Consider the following 21,550-nt stretch of genomic DNA (forward strand, 5'->3'; position numbering starts at 1 on the left):
GTCCGGACCTCGATCATCGGCTCCGGGGCCACACCCCCAGGAGATACGGACATGAGCACCTCGACCGCCGGCCCGGCCACCCGTCCCACCCCCGGCCCCCCCCCCCCCCCCCCCCCCCCACCGCCCGGGAGTACGCCCCGACGCCCGTGGTCCCGCACCGATCCCGGTCAGTCGGCCGGCCGGTGCACACCGGGGCTCAGCAGCGGGAAACGGTCGTCGTCGAGCCGCTGTCCCGGTACGAGGAGGCCGGCGCCGGGCAGCTCGTCGAGCCCCTGGTTCCCGGTGGGGCGGTAGACGGCGCCGGCGTCCGCATAGACCGTGGTCGCCGAGATGCGCGGGGCGTCCGACGCATTGGCGCCGGCCGCATGGACCGTACGCGCGTGGTGGAAGGTGCAGTCACCGGCTCGCAGCGGGACCGTGACCCGGGGGAGCCAGGCCACCTCGGGCCGGTCGTACGCCGCCCAGGCATGGGCCGTCACCTCCGGCGGAGGCAGCAGATGGGAGCCCGGCACAAAGGTCATGCAGCCGCGCTCGACCGGCACGTCCACGAGTGCCACCCATGCCGTCAGCGTCGCCGGCGCCTCGTCCACGGGGAGTGCGAACGCGTCGAAGTGCGGCTCGGTGGGCTTGGACCTTCCGGTCCCCTTGCGCAGCAGTTCGAGCTTGAAGAGCCGCAGCGAGGTGCCTGCCAGGCGCTCCGCGAGGCTCGCCACACGGGGATGCAGGGCGAGCCGCAGCATCGCCGCACTGCGGAGCTGGGCATGCTCCACGAAGTCGAGAACGGTGCCGCTCCGGTCCCCCCAATGGGTCTTGTCGTCCTGGCCCAGGAGCTCCGTCCCGCCGGTGCGGAACTCCTCGACCTCTGCCGGGGTGAGCACACCCGGCACATGGACGAAGCCCTCGCGGCGGTACCGTTCGACGCATTCCGGGGACAGATCCTCGGCGCTGGTGGGCGCGTTGCCGTCCACAGTGGTGCCTCCCTTCGTGGCGGTCACCGCCCGGCTCTCCGGGCGGAAGGCCGGACCTCGGTGTGCGAACCGGGACGGGCTGCCTCCCACATCTCGCGCAGGGAGTCCTCGAGGCCGATCTGCGGTCGCCAGCCCAGCAGTTGCTCCGCCAGGCGGATGTCGGTCCTGACCCAGTCCCCTCCCATGCTCGGTACGGGAAGCTGTTCTTCGTTGAGCGCGCCCGGTCGCAGTCCGGCGACCGCGAGGAAGCGGGCGACGAAGTCCCGGATCTCCACTGCCACCCCGCTGCCGATGTTGAGTGCCCGGCCGGTCACCCCGGCGTCCGCGGCCCTGAGTGACGCCACCGCCACGTCCCGGACGTCGATGAAGTCGCGACTGGCGGCCGCGAGCGGCAGCGTGACCTCAGCTCCCGCACCCGCCGAGAGCACCAGGCGCAGCAGCTTCCCCGGGAAGGACGCGGGGGACGGGTGCGGGCCGCACACATTGGCCAGGCGCAGCACCAGACCGTCCACGGCTCCGCTGCGGGCCGCTTCCAGCACCGCTGTCGAGCCGGCGAGCTTGGTGGCCGCATACGCACTGGACGGCCTCGGCGGCACGGTCTCGTCGATGAGCGTCCCCGGGGCGACCGGGCCGTACTCGTGAATCGTCCCGATCTGCACCAGGCGTGGCCGCCGGCGCAGCAGGCCGATTCCGGCCAGCAAGCAGTGCACCGCGTGCACGTTGACGCGGGCCAGGGCGCTCTCCGGCCGGTCCCAGCCGTCGTTCGTGTTGGCCCCGTCGGTGGCATTGATCACCACACCTGCCCGGGTGCGGCGCAGGAGGTCCGCGATCGTCCCGGGTGTCGCCGTGGCGAGGTCGAACGCCCTGAACATGCCCTCCGGAACGTGCGGGGCCCGGTGGCGGGCCACGACGAGGACGTGGTCCCCGCGTGCTCTGAGGGCATCGACGATGTGCCTGCCGACCCAGCCCGTGCCGCCCAACACCACGGCGTTCCTGGGCTGTCTAGGCCGATTTTGCATGGAATTCTCCGGAGACGTCGGGCGATCGCGGGGACCAGCATCCTGGTGACCGCTCGCAGCTCACTGGAACGGGGGCCGACCGCCGCCCCATCGGCCTGCGAGGGGAAGCCAAGTGCCGCGCTACTGCTCCGCCCTAGCGTGGCGCCCGACAGTCGGACCGGCATGGTGGGCGGCCATATGGAGATCATCGGGAATGGGTTCCTGGCGCGGCACCTCGCACCGCTGCGGGCCGCGTATCCGCAGGTGAGTGTGGTGGCGGCCGGTGTGCCCCGACACCACCTCCCCGACTCGGCGCACGAGCGCGAGGCCGCCCTGGTCCGGGACGTGGTGCGGGCATGCCGGTCCGGTGGCCGCACCCTGGTGTTCCTGTCGACGGTCAGCATGTACGGCGGGCCGGGCTGCCGCGGGCGCGAGGACGATCCGGTCGTCCCCTCCACGCGGTACGGACGGCACAAGTACGAGTTGGAGGGCGTCGTACGGGCTTCCGGGGTGGACCACCTGATCCTGCGGCTGGCCTACGTCATGGGGCCGTACGGTCCCGATTTCCGGCTGCTGCCTGCGCTGATCCGGCAGATCCGCAGCGGCCGCGTCGACGTCCATCGCGGGGCACGCCGGGACATGCTGCACGTCGCGGACTTCGTGATCCTCTTCGAACGCCTGCTGCGGGCGGGGATCCGCAACGAGGTGGTCAATGTGGCCTCCGGTGACTGCGCCGACATCGCTCAGGTCATCGACTACGTCGAGCGCTGTCTGGGCGTCGTGGCCGAGCACCGCATCGTCGAGGCGCAAGCGCTCTCCTACTGCGCCTCGGTCGCCAAGCTGAAGAGGCTGGTGCCGGAGGCCTGGGACCTGCGGTTCGGGCCCGGCTACCACCGGCTCGCGATCGAGCGCTACCTGCGGGAGACGGGCCAATGGGCCGCTGTCCCGGGCCCGGCCGGGTGATCAGGCCGGTCCCGCCGGCAGGCGGTGTTCCGCGGTGAGCCGCTCCAGTACGGGCACGATGTCGTGAGGGGCGGGGGTGGCCAGCATCTCGCCCCGCACGGCGGCGGCGGTGCGGGCGAACGCCGGCTCCTCCACCAGGCGGACCAGCATCTGCCGCAGATCTCCGGCCTTGCAGTGGTCCACGTCCGCCGCGCGCAGTCCCACTCCGCTGTCCTGTATCTGTTGTGCGCGCGGCACCGTGTCCCACTGCCCGTTGGGCAGACTCAGCTGAGGGACGCCATGCGCCAGCGCGGTCTGCACCTGGCCGAAGCCTCCTTGATGCACGATCGCCGAGCAGCTCGGCAGCAGCTCGTTGAGAGGGACGAAGTCGAACGCCCGGACGTTGTCCGGCAGACGGGACACCCCCGACAGCTGCTCGGCGTCCAAGGTCGCGACCACCTCCAGGTCCAGATCCGCCACGGCGTCCAGCAGAGTCCGTACCGAAGCACGGTCACCCCCCAGCACCTCGCGCAACGACAACCCGAGGGTCAGGCACACCCGGGGGCGTTCGGGGGGTTCGGTGAGCCAGTGGGGGATGACGGCGCGGCCGTTGTAGGGGATGTGGCGCATGGGGAGGTAGGGGAGGTCGACCGGTAGTCGCATGGAGGTGGGGACCGGGTCGATGGTCCACTGGCCGGTGACGACGTCCTCGCTGAAGGCGGTGTCGTAGCGGTCGAGGACCGGGCCGAGCCATTCCTCGACCGGGTCCTCGCGCAGCGGCAACGGCCGGGCATCAAGACCGTGGAGGTACTGCTCCCGCATGTGCCCGATCAGATCGAGCCCGTACAGCAACCGGGCGTGTGCCGCACCGACCGCCTTGGCCACCACCGGCCCCGCCAGCACCAGCGTGTCCCAGATGACCAGGTCCGGGCGCCACTCACGGGCGAAGGCCACCAACTCGTCCAGTGTGCGATCGGGCGAGTAGGTGCGGAACACCAAAGTGGTGGCCACGGTGAAGAGTCCCTGAAGCGCGGTGTGGTCCAGGGCGCCGGGCTCCAACTCGGTCCATTTCAACAGCTCTTCGGGATCCGGACCATCCCCGCTGAGTGCCGACTGCTCCCGCTCCCGCTCCTGGTTCTGCTCGACCATGCCCGCCTGGTCGAGCGCGGCCCCCACCGGCACCGCGGTCAGGCCGGTGCGGGCGATCTCCGCGGTCAGGTCGGGGTTGCCGGCGACGCACACCTCGTGCCCGGCGGCCCGCAGCGCCCAGGCCAGCGGTACTTGTGGATAGAGATGGGCCTTGGCCGGCAGGGTCAAGAAGAGGACTCGCACGTTGTTCCCTTCCGGCGGCCCCGGTCGCCGTGCGGGCGCCCACCGCCTCGGTGTTCGGCGGTCAGTTTCTCCAGTACGGGCACGAGGTCGCGGGGTGCCGGAGTGGCCACCATCTCGTCGCGCAGTGCGGCGGCACGGCGTGCGAACGCGGGATCGGTCAGGACCCGGACGACCATCTCGCGCACCTCCCCGGCCGTGACTCCCGCGACGTCCAAGGGCCGCAGACCGACCCCCGCCTCCTGCACCTGGTCCGCCCTCATGGGGATGTCCCAGAGGTCACCCGGCAGTACGACCTGCGGAACACCGTGCGCGAACGCGGTGTGGAGGGTCCACACATCGCCCTGGTGAACAATCGCCGAGCAACTCGGCAGCAACTCGTTGAGCGGCACATGGTCGACCAGCCGGACGTTGTCCGGGACGGCCCTCACCCCTGCCAGGCGCCCGGTCTCGGACACCGCGATCACTTCGGCGTCCACACCGGCCATCGCTTCCAGCACCGGCTCGACCGGCAGCCGGTCTCCGCCGGTCACTTCTGGATGCGGCAGCCCGAGGGTCAGGCACACCCGGGGGCGTTCGGGGGGTTCGGTGAGCCAGTGGGGGATGACGGCGCGGCCGTTGTAGGGGATGTGGCGCATGGGGAGGTAGGGGAGGTCGACCGGTAGTCGCATGGAGGTGGGGACCGGGTCGATGGTCCACTGGCCGGTGACGACGTCCTCGCTGAAGGCGGTGTCGTAGCGGTCGAGGACCGGGCCGAGCCATTCCTCGACCGGGTCCTCGCGCAGCTCCGCCGGCCGCTTGCGCACCGCGTCCAGGTAGTGCTCCCGCATGTGCCCGATCAGGTCGAGCCCGTACAGCAACCGGGCGTGGGCCGCACCGACCGCCTTGGCCACCACCGGCCCGGCGAACACGAAGGGATCCCAGAGCACCAGATCGGGACGCCATTCACGGGCGAAGGACACCAGCTCGTCGACTACTTCGGTGGGGCAGAAGGGACGGAAGACCAACGTCGTCATGGTGGTGAAGACGCCCTGCATGTAGGTGTAGTCGAGCAGCTCCGGCCGGAGCTCGTCCATGTGCATGAGCTGCTCCGGGTCCGGGTAATCCCCCTCGCCCCCTGCTTCGGCGAGCTGTCGCTCGCTGTCCGCGAGGTAGTCGTCCGGGTGGAACGGCGTGCCCACCGGCACCGCGGTCAGGCCGGTACGGGTGATGTCCTCCACGAGATTGGGACGGTTGGCCAGGCACACCTCGTGCCCCGCCGCTCGCAGGGCCCACGCCAGCGCGGTCCGGTGAAAGCCCGGAGCCTTCGTGGGGACCGTCGTGAACAGAACGCGCATGGTGCCGCCTTGCCCTTCTGTGGTGGACTTCCGAAGTGGGCGCCGAGTTCAGCCGGCGGGACGGCGATGGAGCGCGGTGAGCCTCTCCAGCACGGGCACGATGCCGGCCGGGGTGGGCACCGCCAGCGACCGCCTGCGCAGCTCCGACGCCGTCCGGGCGAAAGAAGGCTCCTCAAGCACCCTGACCAGCATGTCCCGCAGCTCCTTCGCGGAGATCCGGGACGCGTCGGCCGCCGCGAGGCCCGCTCCCGAGTCGTGCAGTCGTTGCGCCTTGAGCTTGGTGTCCCACAGGTCCCCCGGGACGATCACCTGGGGAACCCCGAGCGCGAGTGCCGTCTGCATCGTTCCGGTGCCTCCTTGGTGGATGACCGCGGAACACGAGGGCAGCAGCTCGTTCAGTGGCACGAAGTCCACCACCCGTACGTTGTCGGGCACCTGCGTCACCGAGCCCAGCTGATCGGCACTCAGCGTCGCCACCACTTCGGCGTCCACGTCGGCCACCGCGTCGAGCAGCGTGGCAACGGAGAGTCGGTTGCCGCCGAGCACCTCGCGGTGCGACAGACCGAGCGTCAGACATACCCGGCGCCGCTGCGAGGGTTGTTTGACCCATTCGGGCACCACGGCCCGCCCGTTGTACGACACATGTTGCACCGGCACGCAGCGCCGGTTGACCGGCAGGCGCATCCAGGACGGCCCCGGGTCGATCGTCCACTGGCCGGTGACGACGTCTTCGCCGAACGCACTGCCGTGCTCGGCGAGCACCGGGGCCAGCCACTCCTCCAACGGGTCCTCACGCAGCGGCGTCGGCCGCGCCTGCAGGGCCCGCAGGTACCGCTCGCGCATCTGGCCGATCAGGTCCAGGCCGTACATGAGCCGTGCGTGCGCGGCGCCCACCGCTTTGGCGGCCACCGGCCCGGCGAAGCCCAAGGGATCCCAGATGACCAGATCGGGGCGCCAGCGACGGGCGAACGCCACCAGTTCCTCGGTGAACCGGGGCTGGGAGTGGTTGCGGAAGACGAGCGTGGTCATCACCGTGAACAGCCCGTGCATGGAGTCGTACGTCAGCCGATCGGGGCGGGTCTCCTCGATCCGGAGCAGCACTTCGGGGTCCGGTGCCCCGTCCGGCTGCCGCTCGGCCGCCTCCTGCCGTTCCCGGATCGCGGCCATTGTCTCCGCGGGCGCCAGCGGCGGCCCGATGCCCACGCCCGGCAGACCCGCGTCGGTGATGTCCTCCAAGAGGTCCGGACTGCTGGCGACGCATATCTCGTGGCCCGCGGCTCGCAGCGCCCACGCCACCGGTACCCGTGGGTAGAGGTGCGCCTTGAAGGGCAGCGAGGTGAACAAGACGCGCACACTGTCCTCCTGGACGGCCGTAGGGCAGGGCTGATCACGACCGGTCGGGGCTGCCGGCCGGCCGGGCGAGGCGCTCGGCGTGCTCCTTCGCCAGATGCAGCGTGGCGGTGCTGTTGCGGCTCAGGGCGGCACGGACGAAGGCACGGGCATCGCCGACCGTCGCACCCTCCCCGAGGACCTGGGGAATTGCTTCGGGCCGGATGACCACCGTGTGCGCCGAGGTCACGACGAGCTGGTCCCGTTCCTCGCGGACCCGCCACTCACCGGTGTGCACGGACATCAGGGCCGGCGTCTGCAACTGCTTGTAGACGATCCGCTCCAAGGGGAAGCAGACCCGCACGGACTTCGTGGTGTGGATCGAGCCGTCCGGCGCGGCGGTGTCCATTTCCAGCGTCTGCACATTCGGGACGTCCTCCTGGAGCACGACCCGGCGGACATGCGGCAGCCGCTCCTGCCAGCCTTCTGCCGCGTGGAGGAAGGCATAGACGTCCGTGGCCGAGCCGGCCACGTGCACCGCGTCCTCGAACGAGAACTCCGGACCGTCCGGGCTCCCCGACCGCTCCGCCGCGGCACGCAGAGCGGCCAGTTCGGCCCGGCTGTTGCGGTCGACGGCACGCTCGATCCAGTCCACGTTGGCGGGGTCGTCGCCGACCGCTCGGTAGTCGTGCAGCAGCGTGACCTGGGTGCGGTCCGCGGCCAGCGGCTCGATGAGCCACTGCCCACCCATGCTCGCGACCGGCGGCTGGGACACCTCTTGACGAAACCCGATCACCAGCCGGTCACGGTCGAGCACGCGGTGCGAGGTCCAGGACTTGACCTCGTCATTGGCGGTGGCCCAGATCCGTATCCGCTCCTCGGTCGGGCCGTGCTCGGCGTACTCCACGTACACCGTCGGCGGGAATATCCGGGGCCAGTTGCCGACCTCCGCGATCAGGTCGAAGACCCGTTGCGCAGGAGCGGCCACCGAGATGCCGTGCTCGGCTCGGTGCGGTGCAGGGTGAGACATGGTCCTCCCGTCCGGGCGTCGAGGTGCGTGATCGGGTGTCAGTAATTCCCCAGCCCGCCACAGACGTTCATCGCCTGTGCGGTGATGGGGGCGGCGGCCTCGCTGATCAAGTAGCCGACCAGCCCGGCGACTTCCTCCGGAGTGCTGTAGCGGCCGAGCGGGATCTTCGCCTCGAACCGTTCGAGTACGGCGTCCTCGGTGGTGTTCCAGACCTTCGCGTACCCTTCCCGCACCCGTTGCGCCATCGGCGTCTCGACATATCCGGGGCATACCGCATTGACCGTGATTCCGGTCTTGGCCAATTCCAGTCCGAGGGCCTTGGTGAAACCGATGACACCGTGCTTGGAAGCGGAGTACGGAGCCCCGAGCACGACGCCCTGCTTTCCGCCGGTGGACGCGATGTTGATGATCCGGCCGTGCCCCCGGTCGAGCATTCCTCCGGTGGTGAGGGTTTCCCGGCTCACCCGCAGCACGCTGTGCAGGTTGGTGTCGATGACATCCAGCCACAATTCATCGGTGATCTGCGCGGTGGGCCCGCCACCGCTGCGGCCGGCATTGTTGACCAGCACATCAACGGGGCCGAACCGGTCCACGGCGGCCCGCACGAACGCGCCCACCTCACTGGTGGAACGCACATCGCAGGCCGTTCCCGACACCTCGTGGCCCGCGTCCCGCAGCTGCTTGACCGTGTCGGTCACGGCGTCGCCGTTGCGTGCGCAGATGAATACCCGCAGGCCGAGTGCGGCCAAGTGGCCGGCAGTCGCCCGCCCAATACCGCTGGTGGCACCGGTGACAATGGCAACCCGCCGGTCTCCGCCGGTCATAAGCCCTCCTCGAAACCATCGATGAGAATTCCGTGCGATGCCGCCACATCGCGCTTCGTTTCCCGGGTGCACCCTGGCACTTGCGCCTCGCGAGTCGCTTGATCTCCCGCACCGCCCCACGCCACGGCAGACCAGCGGAATTTGAGCGCTTCGCGATCGCCTGCGACACACCGGCCAATAGACTCACCGACCGATGGCGCCCTGAATGGTCAGCAACAGTGGTGCGCCGGAATCCACACGGTCGGGACGATGAGGTGAGTGAGCGTGGCGGTCCTGGTGACAGGGGCGACGGGAACGGTCGGACGGCATGTGGTCGACGGCCTCGTGCGCGCAGGTGCTTCGGTGCACGCGCTGACCCGGACGCCCGAGCGCGCCGGGCTGCCGGCCGGTGTGACGGTTTTCCGCGGTGACCTGGAGGACCCGGACACCCTGCGGACCGCGCTGTCCGGGGTCGACCGTTTGTACCTCTTTCCGGTGCCCGAAACCGCGGAGGCCGTGGCCGGCATGGCCCGGGAGGCAGGCGTGCGGCACATCGTGACGTTGTCGTCGATCTCGGCCGGGTACAACAGCGGCGACTTCAGCGGCGACCATCATCGGGCGGTGGAGAAGGCGGTGGAGGCCTCCGGCCTGGAGTGGACCCATGTCCGTCCCGGCGAATTCATGGCCAACGTGGTGAACTGGGCGCCGGCCGTCCAGGACGAAAACGTGGTCCGCGAGCCGTTCGGAGAGGCCCCCTCGGTGATGGTTCACGAGGCGGACATCGCCGAGGTGGCCGTCGAGGCGCTGACGGGGGAGGGGCACGCCGGTGCGGTGTACTCCCTCACCGGCCCGCAGGTCCTGACCAAGAGGGACCAGGTGCGCACGCTGGCCGAAGTGCTGGACCGGGACATCGTGTTCGAGGAACTGACCCCCCAGCAGGCCCGGCAGCGCTGGCTGGACCGCGGCGTGCCGGCCGAGGTGGCGGACTGGCTGACCCAGCCCCCCGCGGAGCACGCTGTCGTGGGTCCCACGGCGACCGAGGTGACGGGCCGACCCGCCCGCACCTTCGCGCAGTGGGTGGCCGACCACCGTGCCGACTTCGCACCGGCGTGAGCCCCCGGTCGGTGTCCGTGTGGCCGAGCCGGTAGGTGGCGCATACGGGGTTGAACACGCCGCAGCAGGTGTCGCCGACTCCACGGTCCCGGCCACCTTCGTCGCCGCGCGGACCCGCCTCGTCCGGCCCGCCGCCAGGACCTCCGCCGCATTCCCGTACAGGACCCGGCGCCGGTCTACCCGCACTCCCTCATCTGGCGCAGCGACAACCGACACCCGGCGCCCGCCACCCTCCGCAGCTACCTGCAGGCGAGGCGGGACGAACCCGACAGCGACGCCGAGACGTGGACCCCGGTCCGGGCCCGCTAGCGTGCCGCCATGCGTCCACCGAGCGAGCCCTATCCGCCCATCGAGCCGTACGACGCCGGGATGCTCGACGTCGGCGACGGCAACCTCGTGTACTGGGAAGCGTGCGGCAACCCGCGGGGGAAGCCCGCGCTGGTCGTCCACGGCGGGCCGGGTTCGGGGTGCAAGGCCTCGGCGCGCCAGTACTTCGACCCGGACCGCTATCGGGTGGTGCTCTTCGACCAGCGCGGGTGCGGGCGTTCCACCCCGCACGCCGGCGACCCGGCGACGGACCTGCGGCACAACACCACCCCCCATCTGCTCTCCGACATGGAACGGCTCCGCCGGCACCTGGGCATCGAGCGCTGGCTGCTGTTCGGCGGGTCATGGGGCTCCACGCTGATCCTGGCGTACGCCCAACGGCACCCGGAACGGGTCTCGGAGATCGTCATCCCGGGTGTCACCACGACCCGGCGCTCGGAGACCGACTGGCTGTACCGGGGCGTCGGCCGGTTCTTCCCCGAGGCGTGGGAACGCTTCCGGGACGGGGCGGCGCAGGGAGCGCGGTGCGGGGAGCGGGTGGAGAGTGCGGGTGCCGGGGGCGGGGATCTGGTCGCGGCGTATGCGCGGCTGATGGACGATCCCGATCCGGGCGTACGGGAGCGGGCCGCCGCGGACTGGTGTGCCTGGGAGGACGCGGTGCTCTCCATGGAGCCGCACGGCTCCGCCAACCCTTACGGGGACCGGCCCACGGCCGCGCGGCTGGCGCTGGTCCGGATCTGCGCGCACTACTTCTCGCACGGTGCGTGGCTGGAGGAGGGCGTGCTGCTGCGCGAGGCGGGGCGGCTCGCGGGCATCCCCGGGGTGCTCATCCACGGCCGCCAGGACCTGAGCAGTCCGCTGGACACCGCCTGGGAGCTGGCCCGGACCTGGACCGACGCCCGGCTTATCGTGATCGACGACGCCGGGCACAAGGGGAGCGGGCGGACCCGCGCCGAGGTGATCGGGGCGCTGGACCGCTTCGCGCGGTGAATCCCGATCGCCTCGTGCGGTGGGGCCCGATCGTTTCGCGTGGTGGGCCGGAGGCACAGGGTTCCGCGAGGGGCGAGCGATCTGCGGCGGTCCTGGTAGCCCGACGTTGATGTCGGATTTCCGCCAGCCCGGGCCTCCTCGCTGCGGAATCCTGAAGGCATGCACACCGACACCGAGCGCTGTGTGCGCGCCGTTCAGTCCAAGGACGCCCGCTTCGACGGGTGGTTCTACACGGCCGTGCTCACCACCCGCATCTACTGCCGGCCCAGCTGTCCCGTGGTGCCGCCCAAGCCCCGGAACATGCGCTTCTACCCGAGCGCGGCCGCGGCGCAGCAGGCCGGTTTCCGGGCCTGCAAGCGCTGCCGGCCGGACGCCAGCCCCGGGTCGCCGCAGTGGGACGAGCGGGCCGACCTCGTCGCCCGCGCCATGCGCCTGATCGCCGACGGCATCGTCGACCGCGAGGGCGTCCCCGGCCTCGCGTCCCGGCTCGGCTACAGCACCCGGCAGATCGAACGCCAGCTGCTCGCCGAGCTGGGTGCCGGGCCGCTCGCCCTGGCCCGGGCCCAGCGGGCGCAGACCGCCCGGCTGCTGGTGGAGACGACGCAGCTGCCGATGGCCGAGGTCGCCTTCGCCGCCGGATTCGCCAGCATCCGCAGCTTCAACGAGACGGTCCGGGAGGTCTTCGCGCTCGCCCCGACCGAACTGCGGCAGCGCGCCCGGCCGGACCGCCGGGCGGTCGTCCCGGGCACGCTCGCGCTGCGGCTGCCGTTCCGCCGGCCGCTCAACCCCGACAACCTCTTCGGGCACCTCGCCGCCACCGCCGTACCGGGGGTCGAGGAGTGGCGCGACGGTGCCTACCGCCGCACCCTGCGCCTTCCCTACGGGCACGGCATCGTCGCCCTCGCGCCCCGCCCCGACCACATCGACTGCCGGCTCGCCCTCACCGATCTGCGCGACCTGGCCGGCGCCATCGCCCGCTGCCGCCGGCTGCTCGACCTGGACGCGGACCCGGAGGCCGTCGACGGGCTGCTGCGCGAGGACCCCGGGCTGGCACCACTGGTCGACAAGGCGCCCGGCCGCCGGGTGCCGCGTACCGTCGACGCCGACGAGTTCGCCGTCCGCGCGGTCCTCGGCCAGCAGGTCTCCACCGCGGCCGCCCGTACGCACGCCGGACGGCTGGTCCGCGCGCACGGCACCCCGGTCGAGGACCCGGGCGGCGGGCTGACCCACCTCTTCCCGCCCGCCACCGCGCTCGCCGGACTGGACCCGGAGTCGCTGGCCATGCCGCGGACCCGCCGGGCCACCCTCCTCGGCGTCATCGCCGCGCTCGCCTCCGGGGAACTGCAACTCGGCGTCGGCAGCGACCGCGAGGAGGCCCGCGCCCGGCTCGCCGCGCTGCCCGGCGTCGGCCCCTGGACCGTCGAATGCATCGCCATGCGCGCGCTCGGCGACCCGGACGCCTTCACCCCCACCGACCTCGGCCTGCGCCGCGCGGCCGCCGGCCTGGGCCTGCCGCACACCCCGGCCGCCCTCATCCGGCACTCCGCGATCTGGCGGCCCTGGCGCGCCTACGCCGTCCAGTACCTCTGGGCGACCGACGACCACCCCATCAACCACCTTCCGACGGACTGAGCCCGCTGACATGACTGCCATGACCGTGCACGCCCCCGCGCCCGACGCGCCCCTGACCCACACCGCCCTCGACGACACCCCGGTGGGTCCGCTCACCCTCGTCGCCGCCGGCGACGCCCTCACCGGCCTCTACATGACCGACCAGCGCCACCGCCCGCCCCAGGAGACCTTCGGCGTGCCGGCGGACCCCGACGACCCGCCGTTCGCCGCGGCCGCCGCCCAGCTCCGCGCGTACTTCCGCGGTGAGCTGACCACCTTCGACCTGCCGCTGGCACTGCGCGGCACACCGTTCCAACGGCGCGTCTGGGCGGCGCTGTGCACGATCCCCTACGGGGAGACCCGGACGTACGGGCAGCTCGCCGCGCAGCTGGGCACGCCCGGCGCGGCCCGCGCGGTCGGCCTGGCCAACGGGCGCAACCCGGTCGGCATCATCGTCCCCTGCCACCGTGTGGTCGGCGCCGACGGCAGCCTGACCGGCTACGGCGGCGGCCTGGACCGCAAGCGACGGCTGCTGACCTTCGAACGGGCGGAGGAGGGACTCTTCCCGGAGGCGGCCTGCGGCTGACGGGGGCCGCGGCGGGCTCGGGAGGGTGACGGGGCCTTAGTTAGGGGGCGGGCGAACAGATCACCTACTAGGGGACGCAGGCACCCCCTGCGGGGCCACAACGCGGTGGGGGTGCGGCGCATTCCGTTGGCGGTGGTCCCTCCACGGCACCCGGCAACGGTCCCTGCGGCGCACCCGGCGGCGGGCCTGACGGTGCAGGCGGGGCCCTGCGGCGCACCCGGCGGTGGACCTGACGGTGCAGGCGGGGCCCTGCGGCGCACCCGGCGGTGGACCTGACGGTGCAGGCGGGGCCCTGCGGCGCACCCGGCGGCGGACCTTGCGGTGCACGTGGGGTCCTGCGGCGCACCCGGCAGCGGTTCCTACCGGGCACCCGGTGGCCGGAGGCCGTCCAGCAGTGCGCGGACGGTTTCGGTCGCGAACTCCCGCTCGTCCTGGGGGAGTAGCGCGCCGGCGGGCGCCTTGGCGTCGAAGAACAGGTCGAGGAAGGCGCGGTGGAAGCAGGCGCCAACGAGCAGCGTGGCGGCCGCGTGCGGGTCGATGCCGGAGGTGATCCGGCCCAGCTTCTGCTCGGCCGTCAGGTAGGCGGCCAGGTGCTGGACGGCGTTCTGCGGCCCGTCGGTGCCCAGTTCGTCCAGCTTGCGCCGGTGGGTGTCCAGCAGCTCGGGGCTGGCGAACAGCGAGGCGGCGATCGGGAACGAGCGCCGGTAGAAGTGCAGGGCCGTCAGCGCCACCTCCTCCAGGTGCCGGGCCGGGCCGCGGTCGTCCCCGACGGCGTCCGGCAGCCGCCGCAGCGCGTCCGAGAACCGTGGTGCGCGCTCGTGCAGCACCCGGACGAAGATCTCTTCCTTGTTGCGGAAGTGCTTGTAGAGCGCCGCCTCGGAGCAGCCGGCCTCCCGGGCGATCTGCTTCGTCGTCGTACGGGTCAGGCCCACGGTCGTCATCAGTGCGGCGGCGGCGTCGAGGATGCGGGAGCGCGTCAGCGCGCCTCCGGTCAGGGGAGCGGCGGCGTCGGAGGTCATGGGCCGAGCCTACCTTGACAGGTGGGTAAATACTCACTCACTCTGGTGGGTGAGTGCTCACTCACCCTCGCACGCCCCCTCACCACGGGGGGTGTGCGTCCGCTCGTGCCCGTTCTCCTGCTCGCTCCGCAGCCCTACTTCGTCCCGGGAGGGACCATGAAACTCACCGTGCTCGGTGCCTCCGGCGGTGTCGGCCGGCAGCTCGTCACCCACGCGCTGGCCGACGGCCACGAGGTGACCGCCGCGCTGCGCAGCCCGGAGAAGCTGACCGAACGTCACGAGCGGCTGACGGTCGTCCGTACCGACCCGCTGGACCCCGCCTCCCTCAAGACCGTGGTCGACGGCGCCGACGCGGTGCTCTCCGGCATCGGCCAGGCCGGCCGGCACGATCCGCTGCGCCCGGCGTCCACCTCGGCCCGGGCCGTGGTCGAGGCGATGACCGCCACCGGAGTACGGCGCCTCCTGGTGGTCAGCGCGGGCCCGCTCAACCGCACCGGCGCCGGTCAGCCGTTCCTCAGCCACCGGGTGTTCGGGCCCCTGCTGTGGGCGGTCCTCAAGGAGGTCTACACCGACCTGACGCGGATGGAGGCGGTGCTGCGCGACAGCGGACTCGACTGGACCGCGGTCCGCCCGCCCCGGCTGCTCGACACCCCCGGTGAGGGCCGCTACCGCCACGCCGTCGAGGCCGGACCGGCCGGTTCCGTCATCGCCCGCGCCGACGTGGCCCGGGCGATGCTCGACCTCGTCACCGACCCCCGCACCTACGGGCACGCCGTCGGCGTCAGCCGCTGACCGCGGGCCCGTACGGCTACGGCCGAGGGCTCACCCGCGCGCCGGAGAGGCGGTCGCGCCCCCGAGAGGTGGCCGCGCCCCGGAGAGGCGGTCGCGCCCCCGGGGAGGCGGTCGCGCCCCCGGGGAGGCGGCCGCGGCCCGGAGAGGCGGCCGCGGCCCGGAGAGGCGGCCGCGCCCCCGGAGAGGCGGCCGCGCCCCCACCCCTCACCCGCGCCCCGGAGACTCCGCCCCCACCACGCCCCGCACCTCGTCCACCAGCCGCTCCGCCTCCGCCAGCGAGCCCCGCAGCTCCGCTCCCGTACGGCCGAGGCGGGCGAGCAGGGCGGTGGCGCGGTCGGCGAAACCGGGTGGGGTGTCCGGCAGGGCCGCGACGGCGGCGAGGGCGCCCTTCTCGTTGAGGCACCAGGCGCCGTGGTGCGCGTACAGGGCCTGGACGAGCTGGCCGATCGCCCGGGACAGACACAGGGCCGCGTGCAGCACGTCCTGCGCCGCGGACGACTTGCCCGCCATCGCCACCGAGAACCCGGCGTCCCAGACCGCCGCGCCGGTCAGGGACGTCCGCAGCGCGGGAGGATAGGCGCGGGCCTCCTCCTTGAGGGCGGACAGCTCCCCGTCGGTGTCGGCGAGCACCCGGCCCAGTGCCACCTCGCCCGGGTACGCGGGCGACCAGAACCCGAGCGGATGGCCGGGCTGCACACCGGTCTCGAAACGGCCCGCCCGGCAGTCCTTCCAGACCCGCCGCACCCGGTCGAGGTCGCGCAGGATCCAGTCCACGTGGCGGCCGTCGGGCAGGACGAGCCAGGCCCCGCCGTTCACCCACGGGCCCCACGCCCCCGGCCCGAACACCTCGACCGGCCCGCCGGTCACCTCGGCGGCCAGCGCCTCCAGCGCCGCCAGATCCGGCTCGCCGCGGTAGTACACCCCCAGGTCCCAGTCCGAGTCCGCCCGGTGCGTCCCCCGTGCCCGGCTCCCCCCGAGCATCACCCCGACGACTCCCGGTACTTGCGCGATCTCCGCGGCGATCTCATCCATGCCGGCCACCCTAGGCAGACGGGCGGCCGGCGCTCACGTCATTTCCGGGCGGCGGCCGCTCCCGCGGGCGGGACGCCGTCCTCCAGTTCCGCCGGGCCGCCGCCGTCCGCGAGGGCCTTCAGGGCGGCGCCGATGCGCAGCGCCAACTCCTGGTTGACCAGGGTCCGGGCCTCCTCCCAGTCGACCAGGCGCCAGGACAGCAGCTCCTCCTCCTGGAGCCGGATCGCGGCGAACCGGTCCGCGTCCAGCACCCCGCCGTCGAAGAGGTACGACACCAGGGGCGGCCGCCCCTGCCCGCGGACCCAGTCGACCGCGAGCAGCGGGCCCAGCTCGACGTCCAGGCCGATCTCCTCGGCGGTCTCGCGGCGGGCGGCCTGGCGCGGCGACTCGCCGGCGTCCGACTCGACGGTGCCGCCCGGCAGGATCCAGGTGTCGCGGTAGTTGGGCTCCACGAGCAGGATGCGGCCCTGCGCGTCACGGAGGAGGGCGCCGGCGCCCGCGAGCACGCGGGGCAGGCCGGCGAGGTAACTGGCGTAATCCAAGGTCGTCACGGGCGCGAGCCTAGAGCCTGCCCGGGGGATCTTCGAGGCGCATTCCGGGGCGCTCGAAGCGTCCGCGTACCGGAGTGCTCTGTTCGCATCGCCGCGCGCCGGATAAGGTCACAGCGGCGCGACTGCCAGTTCGAAAGCAAGGGGAAACACGGTGGCGGACGCAGCAAGGACAAACACAGCACATGTGCTGATCGCCGCGGACAAGTTCAAGGGTTCGCTCACGGCCGTCCAGGTCGCCGAGCACGTCACGGCCGGTCTGCGGCGCGTGGTCCCCGGTCTGGACGTGGCGGCCGTCCCGGTCGCGGACGGCGGTGACGGGACCGTCGCGGCGGCGCTCGCGGCCGGCTTCACCCGCCACGAGGCGCGGGTCACCGGCCCCACCGGCACCCCGGTGACGGCCACTTTCGCGCTGCGCGAGGACGGCACCGCGGTGGTGGAGATGGCGGAGGCGTCCGGCCTCCAGCACCTCCCCGAGGGCGTCTTCGCGCCCCTGACGGCCACCACGTACGGCACCGGCGAACTGCTGCTCGCGGCCCTGGACGCGGGCGCGACCACGATCGTCTTCGGCGTCGGCGGCAGCGCCACGACCGACGGCGGCGCGGGCATGCTCGCGGCGCTGGGCGCCCGGTTCCTGGACGCGGACGGCAATCCGGTGGCCCCCGGTGGCGGCCCGCTGCGCGAGCTGGCCACGGCCGACCTGTCGGGCCTGGACCCCCGGCTGGCCGGGACGGAGGTCGTGCTCGCCAGCGACGTGGACAATCCGCTCACCGGCCCGAAGGGCGCCCCGGCGGTCTACGGCCCGCAGAAGGGCGCCGGTGAGCAGGACGTCGCCACACTGGACGCGGCGCTCGCGCACTACGCCCAGGTGCTGGAGCGGGCGGTCGGCCCCAAGGCCGCCGAGTACGCGCTGGCGCCCGGTGCGGGCGCGGCGGGCGGGATCGGCTACGGCGCGCTGGTCGGCCTGGACGCGACGTTCCGGGCCGGTATCGACGTGATGCTGGAGGTGCTCGGCTTCGCGCCGGCGCTGGCCCGCGCCACGTTCGTGATCACCGGCGAGGGCTCGCTGGACGAGCAGACCCTGCACGGCAAGGCCCCGGCCGGTGTCGCCGCCGCAGCCCGGGCGGCGGGCCTGGACGTGGTCGCGGTCTGCGGCCGGCTCCAGCTGCCGCAGGAGGCCCTCACCCGGGCCGGTATCCAGCGGGCCTACGCGCTGACCGACCTGGAGTCCGACCCGGCCCGCTGCATGGCCGAGGCGGGCCCGCTGCTGGAGCGGGCGGCGGAGAACCTCGCCCGCGACTTTTTGCTCTGACCCGCGGCACGCGAGAACGCCGGGAGCCCCGGGCGAATCGTTCGCCCGGGGCTCCCGGCGTTCTGTGCGAAGGCGCGGCCCCGCTAGCGGAGCTGCGCGGCCCGCGACTCGGCGCGGGACTCGCGGCGGTTGTCGCGGAAGGTGTTGACCCGGCGCGCCGTGGCGAAGACCGGGATCATGGCACCCAGGACGATCTGCAGCGAGCAGCCGGTCTGCAGCAGCAGCTGGCCGCCGGGCGCGTCCAGCGCCCAGGCCGCGAGCATGCCCATGCTGAGCACGATCCAGCTGAGCATCGCCACCGCGAGCCGGCCCCGCGGCTTGGGGTACTCGACCCGGCTCACCATCAGCCAGGCCACCCCGATGATCGCCAGCAGCGTCGGCAGGAACGGCAGCTCCAGCAGCACGATGGCGACGACGGTCAGCGCGCCGAACGGACTCGGCATGCCCTGGAAGATCCCGTCGCGCAGGGTGACGCAGGAGAACCGCGCCAGCCGCAGCACCACCGCCAGCAGCACCACCACCGCCGCGACCACCGACACCCGCTGGTGCGCGTCCTGGGCGACCATGCCCCAGGTCACGACGAAGTACGCGGGCGCCAGCCCGAAGCTGATCAGGTCGGAGAGGTTGTCGAGCTCGGCCCCCATCGCCGAGGCCCGCAGCTTGCGCGCCACCAGCCCGTCGAAGAGGTCGAAGACCGACGCGAACAGCATCAGGATCACGGCCATGGCCGCGCTGTGCCGGGCCATCCCGCCGTCCTCGGTCCCCGTGAGGTGCGGGATGAGCACACCGGTGGTGGTGAAGTACACCGCCATGAAGCCGCAGATGGCGTTACCGAGGGTGAGGGTGTCCGCTATCGACAGCCGCGTGGACAGCGGCATGTCGTCCTCGTCCTCGTCCGTCTCGGGCGCCCAGCCCGCCTGCGTCTCGGGATCAATCACGGTCAAGGCGTGTCACCCCCGCGGTGGTGGCCTGGCCGACCTCGACCGCGACCTCGACGCCCGCCGGGAGGTAGACGTCGACGCGCGAGCCGAAGCGGATCAGCCCGATCCGCTCGCCCTGCTCCACCTTGGTGCCCTGGGGCACGTAGGGGACGATGCGGCGGGCCACCGCGCCGGCGATCTGCACCATCTCGATGTCGCCGAGCTCGGTGTCGAAGTGCCAGACGACCCGCTCGTTGTTCTCGCTCTCCTTGTTGAACGCCGGGACGAATCCGCCGGGGATGTGCTCCACGGACGTCACCGTGCCGGCCAGCGGCGCGCGGTTGACGTGGACGTTCAGCGGGCTCATGAAGATCGCGACGCGGGTGCGCCCGTCCTTCCACGGCATGATGCTCTGCACCACGCCGTCGGCCGGAGAGATGACGCGGCCCTGGGCGATCTCCCGCTCCGGGTCGCGGAAGAACCACAGCATGCCCGCCGCCAGTGCGGTGGTGGGCACGGCAACAGCGGCCCAGCGTCCCGACCGGCGGGACCGGGCCAGGCTGACCGCCGCCGTGGCAACGGTCGGCAGGAGCCACGGCGACGCTCCGCGCGCGAGGCGGACGCGACCGCGTTGTGCAGAGGATTGGCTGTGGGGCATGGATGACCTTCGTAGCGGAGGATGCCGCGTAGGGATACGGGGGACGGCGGCTTTCCCGGATGCTATCGGTTGCGAGCGGCAACTGGCCAAGAGCCAGAGCCAATCCGTGGCCGAAGAACAATGACGGGGTGTGATCTTCGTCTAGGCCAAAACGGCCCAAACCGGACGTTCATGCCTGGATTCGGTACTCCTCCAGTAGCCGGCGACCAATGATCATTTTCTGGATCTCGGCGGTACCTTCACCGATCAGGAGCATCGGGGCCTCCCGGTAGAGGCGCTCGATCTCGTATTCCTTGGAGAATCCGTACCCGCCATGGATGCGGAACGCGTCCTCCACGACCTCCTTGCAGTACTCGGAGGCGAGGTACTTCGCCATGCCCGCCTCCAGGTCGTTTCGCTGACCGGAGTCCTTTTTGCGAGCGGCATTAACCATCATTGCATGGGCGGCTTCGACCTTTGTCGCCATTTCGGCCAGTTTGAACTGGATCGCCTGGTGCTGGGCGATCGGCTTCCCGAAGGTGTGTCGCTGCTGCGCGTACGAAACGCCCAGCTCGAAGGCGCGCTGGGCGACGCCGCAGCCCCGCGCGGCGACGTTGACCCGGCCGACCTCGACGCCGTCCATCATGTGATAGAAGCCACGTCCGGTCTGGCCGCCGAGCACCCGATCGGCCGGGATGCGCAGCCCGTCCATGATCAGCTCGGTGGTGTCGACACCCTTGTAGCCCATCTTGTCGATCTTGCCCGGGATGGTCAGGCCGGGCCGCACCTCACCGAAGCCGGCCTCCTTCTCCACGAGGAAGGTCGTCATCGACTTGTGCGGAGCGGTGCCCTCCGGGTGCCCCTCGTCGGTACGGCACAGCACCGCCACGAGCGTGGACGAACCGCCGTTGGTGAGCCACATCTTCTGGCCGTTGAGGACGTAATCGTCGCCGTCCCGGACACCCTTGGAGGAAATGGCCGAGACGTCCGAGCCGAGCGCCGGCTCCGACATCGAGAAGGCGCCCCGGATTTCGCCGGCCGCCATCTTCGGCAGGAAATAGTCCTTCTGCTCCTGCGTGCCGTGCTGCTTGAGCATGTACGCCACGATGAAGTGGGTGTTGATGATGCCCGAGACGCTCATCCAGCCGCGGGCGATCTCCTCGACGGTCAGCGCGTACGTGAGAAGGGACTCACCCAGCCCGCCGTACTCCTCGGGAATCATCAGGCCGAAGACGCCGAGTTCCTTCAGGCCCTCGACGATCTGCGCCGGGTATTCGTCGCGGTGTTCCAGCTCCGTGGCGACCGGCAGGATCTCCTTGTCCACGAAGTCGCGGACGGTGGAGAGGATTTCCCGCTGGATGTCGGTCAGGCCCTCGGTCTGCGCAAGACGGGTCATGGCGGTCACTTCTCCTTCTTGGCCGCGGGGGCCGCCAGCTCGGGGCGGCCGGGCTGCTCGCCGCCGCGCTCCTTGATGTACGTGGCCGTGGGGACCATGACCTTGCGGCGGAAGACGCAGACCAGGGTGCCGTCCTGCTTGTAGCCCTTGGTCTCCACGTACACGATCCCGCGGTCCGACTTCGACTTCGAGGGCGTCTTGTCGAGCACCGTGGTCTCGCCGTAGATCGTGTCGCCGTGGAAGGTCGGCGCGACGTGCTTCAGCGACTCGATCTCGAGATTGGCGATGGCCTTTCCGGAGACGTCCGGCACCGACATGCCCAGCAGCAGCGAATAGATGTAATTCCCGACCACGACGTTCTTGCCGAAGTCGGTGGTCCGCTCCGCGTAGTTGCTGTCCATGTGCAGCGGGTGATGGTTCATCGTGAGCAGACAGAAGAGGTGGTCGTCGTATTCGGTGACCGTTTTCCCGGGCCAGTGCTTGTACACATCGCCGACGGTGAACTCTTCATAGGTGCGGCCGAACTGCATC

General features: G+C 71.8%; 21 protein-coding genes. 7 read left to right on the forward strand and 14 right to left on the reverse strand.

Annotated features, from left to right (window positions below):
- Positions 1-167: 167 nt before the first annotated feature.
- Both V2J85_RS33190 and V2J85_RS33195 read right to left on the reverse strand, forming a co-directional pair.
- Positions 168-995 (reverse strand): phytanoyl-CoA dioxygenase family protein, encoded by an 828-nt coding sequence (locus V2J85_RS33190; protein WP_261954861.1) that lies wholly within the window; start codon positions 993-995, stop codon positions 168-170.
- Entirely contained in the window at positions 992-1,951 is a 960-nt protein-coding gene (locus V2J85_RS33195; protein WP_330823653.1) for an NAD-dependent epimerase/dehydratase family protein, read from the reverse strand. Before V2J85_RS33195 ends, V2J85_RS33190 begins: the two co-directional genes overlap by 4 nt.
- Before the next feature lie 213 nt (positions 1,952-2,164).
- On the opposite strand from V2J85_RS33195, the gene V2J85_RS33200 reads away from it, so the two are divergent.
- A complete protein-coding gene (locus tag V2J85_RS33200; RefSeq protein ID WP_261954859.1) occupies positions 2,165-2,929 on the forward strand; it encodes an NAD-dependent epimerase/dehydratase family protein in 765 nt (254 codons plus the stop codon).
- Here the strand turns inward: V2J85_RS33200 and V2J85_RS33205 are convergent, their stop codons facing one another.
- The 5 genes from V2J85_RS33205 to V2J85_RS33225 are packed head-to-tail and all read right to left on the reverse strand — an operon-like array spanning position 2,930 to position 8,757.
- Positions 2,930-4,240, reverse strand: coding sequence for an activator-dependent family glycosyltransferase (locus V2J85_RS33205; RefSeq protein WP_330823654.1), 1,311 nt, complete (start codon positions 4,238-4,240; stop codon positions 2,930-2,932). It lies immediately after the preceding gene.
- Positions 4,222-5,574, reverse strand: coding sequence for an activator-dependent family glycosyltransferase (locus tag V2J85_RS33210; protein ID WP_261954857.1), 1,353 nt, complete (start codon positions 5,572-5,574; stop codon positions 4,222-4,224). Before V2J85_RS33210 ends, V2J85_RS33205 begins: the two co-directional genes overlap by 19 nt.
- Positions 5,575-5,622: 48 nt before the next feature.
- Positions 5,623-6,927, reverse strand: a complete 1,305-nt coding sequence (locus tag V2J85_RS33215) for an activator-dependent family glycosyltransferase (RefSeq protein ID WP_330823655.1) — start codon at positions 6,925-6,927, stop codon at positions 5,623-5,625.
- Positions 6,928-6,961: 34 nt separating this feature from the next.
- Complete coding sequence (locus V2J85_RS33220; RefSeq protein ID WP_261954855.1) at positions 6,962-7,933, reverse strand: aromatase/cyclase; 972 nt, start codon at positions 7,931-7,933, stop codon at positions 6,962-6,964.
- A gap of 38 nt (positions 7,934-7,971) precedes the next feature.
- Entirely contained in the window at positions 7,972-8,757 is a 786-nt protein-coding gene (locus tag V2J85_RS33225) for an SDR family NAD(P)-dependent oxidoreductase (protein WP_261954854.1), read from the reverse strand.
- A gap of 258 nt (positions 8,758-9,015) precedes the next feature.
- On the opposite strand from V2J85_RS33225, the gene V2J85_RS33230 reads away from it, so the two are divergent.
- From V2J85_RS33230 to V2J85_RS33245, 4 genes are all read left to right on the forward strand, one after another.
- Positions 9,016-9,849 carry an NAD(P)H-binding protein gene (locus V2J85_RS33230; protein WP_315975436.1) on the forward strand — a complete coding sequence of 278 codons (834 nt, stop codon included), beginning with the start codon at positions 9,016-9,018 and terminating at the stop codon, positions 9,847-9,849.
- Positions 9,850-10,167: 318 nt separating this feature from the next.
- Positions 10,168-11,166, forward strand: a complete 999-nt coding sequence (gene pip / locus V2J85_RS33235) for a prolyl aminopeptidase (RefSeq protein ID WP_330823656.1) — start codon at positions 10,168-10,170, stop codon at positions 11,164-11,166.
- A gap of 159 nt (positions 11,167-11,325) precedes the next feature.
- On the forward strand, positions 11,326-12,798 hold the full coding sequence (locus tag V2J85_RS33240) for an AlkA N-terminal domain-containing protein (RefSeq protein ID WP_330823657.1): 1,473 nt from the start codon (positions 11,326-11,328) through the stop codon (positions 12,796-12,798).
- Between the two features lie 19 nt (positions 12,799-12,817).
- Positions 12,818-13,363, forward strand: coding sequence for a methylated-DNA--[protein]-cysteine S-methyltransferase (locus V2J85_RS33245; protein ID WP_330823681.1), 546 nt, complete (start codon positions 12,818-12,820; stop codon positions 13,361-13,363).
- A 359-nt stretch (positions 13,364-13,722) separates the two neighbouring features.
- Here the strand turns inward: V2J85_RS33245 and V2J85_RS33250 are convergent, their stop codons facing one another.
- Positions 13,723-14,382 (reverse strand): TetR/AcrR family transcriptional regulator, encoded by a 660-nt coding sequence (locus V2J85_RS33250; RefSeq protein WP_261954851.1) that lies wholly within the window; start codon positions 14,380-14,382, stop codon positions 13,723-13,725.
- A 156-nt stretch (positions 14,383-14,538) separates the two neighbouring features.
- On the opposite strand from V2J85_RS33250, the gene V2J85_RS33255 reads away from it, so the two are divergent.
- Complete coding sequence (locus tag V2J85_RS33255; RefSeq protein WP_261954850.1) at positions 14,539-15,174, forward strand: NAD(P)-dependent oxidoreductase; 636 nt, start codon at positions 14,539-14,541, stop codon at positions 15,172-15,174.
- A gap of 204 nt (positions 15,175-15,378) precedes the next feature.
- On the opposite strand, the gene V2J85_RS33260 is transcribed toward V2J85_RS33255, so the two are convergent.
- Positions 15,379-16,206, reverse strand: coding sequence for a nucleotidyltransferase domain-containing protein (locus V2J85_RS33260; RefSeq protein ID WP_261954849.1), 828 nt, complete (start codon positions 16,204-16,206; stop codon positions 15,379-15,381).
- 38 nt (positions 16,207-16,244) lie between these two features.
- Positions 16,245-16,757, reverse strand: coding sequence for an NUDIX domain-containing protein (locus V2J85_RS33265; protein ID WP_261954848.1), 513 nt, complete (start codon positions 16,755-16,757; stop codon positions 16,245-16,247).
- A 184-nt stretch (positions 16,758-16,941) separates the two neighbouring features.
- Here V2J85_RS33265 and V2J85_RS33270 point away from each other — a divergent pair, with 184 nt between their 5' ends.
- A complete protein-coding gene (locus tag V2J85_RS33270; protein WP_261954847.1) occupies positions 16,942-18,066 on the forward strand; it encodes a glycerate kinase in 1,125 nt (374 codons plus the stop codon).
- A gap of 83 nt (positions 18,067-18,149) precedes the next feature.
- Here the strand turns inward: V2J85_RS33270 and pssA are convergent, their stop codons facing one another.
- From pssA to V2J85_RS33290, 4 genes are all read right to left on the reverse strand, one after another.
- The gene (gene pssA, locus V2J85_RS33275) at positions 18,150-19,010 is read right to left on the reverse strand and encodes a CDP-diacylglycerol--serine O-phosphatidyltransferase (RefSeq protein ID WP_261954846.1); all 861 of its coding nucleotides are present in this window, start codon (positions 19,008-19,010) and stop codon (positions 18,150-18,152) included.
- Complete coding sequence (locus tag V2J85_RS33280; RefSeq protein ID WP_030412970.1) at positions 18,997-19,644, reverse strand: phosphatidylserine decarboxylase; 648 nt, start codon at positions 19,642-19,644, stop codon at positions 18,997-18,999. The genes pssA and V2J85_RS33280 overlap by 14 nt, the downstream gene beginning before the upstream one ends.
- A 169-nt stretch (positions 19,645-19,813) precedes the next feature.
- Positions 19,814-21,019 carry an acyl-CoA dehydrogenase family protein gene (locus V2J85_RS33285; protein WP_261954845.1) on the reverse strand — a complete coding sequence of 402 codons (1,206 nt, stop codon included), beginning with the start codon at positions 21,017-21,019 and terminating at the stop codon, positions 19,814-19,816.
- Positions 21,020-21,024: 5 nt separating this feature from the next.
- A complete protein-coding gene (locus V2J85_RS33290; RefSeq protein ID WP_261957356.1) occupies positions 21,025-21,549 on the reverse strand; it encodes a MaoC family dehydratase in 525 nt (174 codons plus the stop codon).
- Position 21,550 lies beyond the last annotated feature (1 nt).

It is taken from the genome of Streptomyces bugieae (genome assembly GCF_036352915.1).
Lineage (GTDB): Bacteria > Actinomycetota > Actinomycetes > Streptomycetales > Streptomycetaceae > Streptomyces > Streptomyces endophytica.

Coding starts and splice junctions, on each gene's coding strand:
- V2J85_RS33200 (WP_261954859.1), top strand. CDS start 2,165: ATGGAGATCATCGGGAATGGGTTCCTGGCGCGGCACCTCGCACCGCTG.
- V2J85_RS33285 (WP_261954845.1), bottom strand. CDS start 21,019: ATGACCCGTCTTGCGCAGACCGAGGGCCTGACCGACATCCAGCGGGAA.
- V2J85_RS33290 (WP_261957356.1), bottom strand. CDS start 21,549: ATGCAGTTCGGCCGCACCTATGAAGAGTTCACCGTCGGCGATGTGTAC.
- V2J85_RS33240 (WP_330823657.1), top strand. CDS start 11,326: ATGCACACCGACACCGAGCGCTGTGTGCGCGCCGTTCAGTCCAAGGAC.
- V2J85_RS33255 (WP_261954850.1), top strand. CDS start 14,539: ATGAAACTCACCGTGCTCGGTGCCTCCGGCGGTGTCGGCCGGCAGCTC.
- V2J85_RS33210 (WP_261954857.1), bottom strand. CDS start 5,574: ATGCGCGTTCTGTTCACGACGGTCCCCACGAAGGCTCCGGGCTTTCAC.
- V2J85_RS33250 (WP_261954851.1), bottom strand. CDS start 14,382: ATGACCTCCGACGCCGCCGCTCCCCTGACCGGAGGCGCGCTGACGCGC.
- V2J85_RS33245 (WP_330823681.1), top strand. CDS start 12,818: ATGACCGTGCACGCCCCCGCGCCCGACGCGCCCCTGACCCACACCGCC.
- pip (WP_330823656.1), top strand. CDS start 10,168: ATGCGTCCACCGAGCGAGCCCTATCCGCCCATCGAGCCGTACGACGCC.
- V2J85_RS33220 (WP_261954855.1), bottom strand. CDS start 7,933: ATGTCTCACCCTGCACCGCACCGAGCCGAGCACGGCATCTCGGTGGCC.
- V2J85_RS33225 (WP_261954854.1), bottom strand. CDS start 8,757: ATGACCGGCGGAGACCGGCGGGTTGCCATTGTCACCGGTGCCACCAGC.
- V2J85_RS33260 (WP_261954849.1), bottom strand. CDS start 16,206: ATGGATGAGATCGCCGCGGAGATCGCGCAAGTACCGGGAGTCGTCGGG.
- V2J85_RS33280 (WP_030412970.1), bottom strand. CDS start 19,644: ATGCCCCACAGCCAATCCTCTGCACAACGCGGTCGCGTCCGCCTCGCG.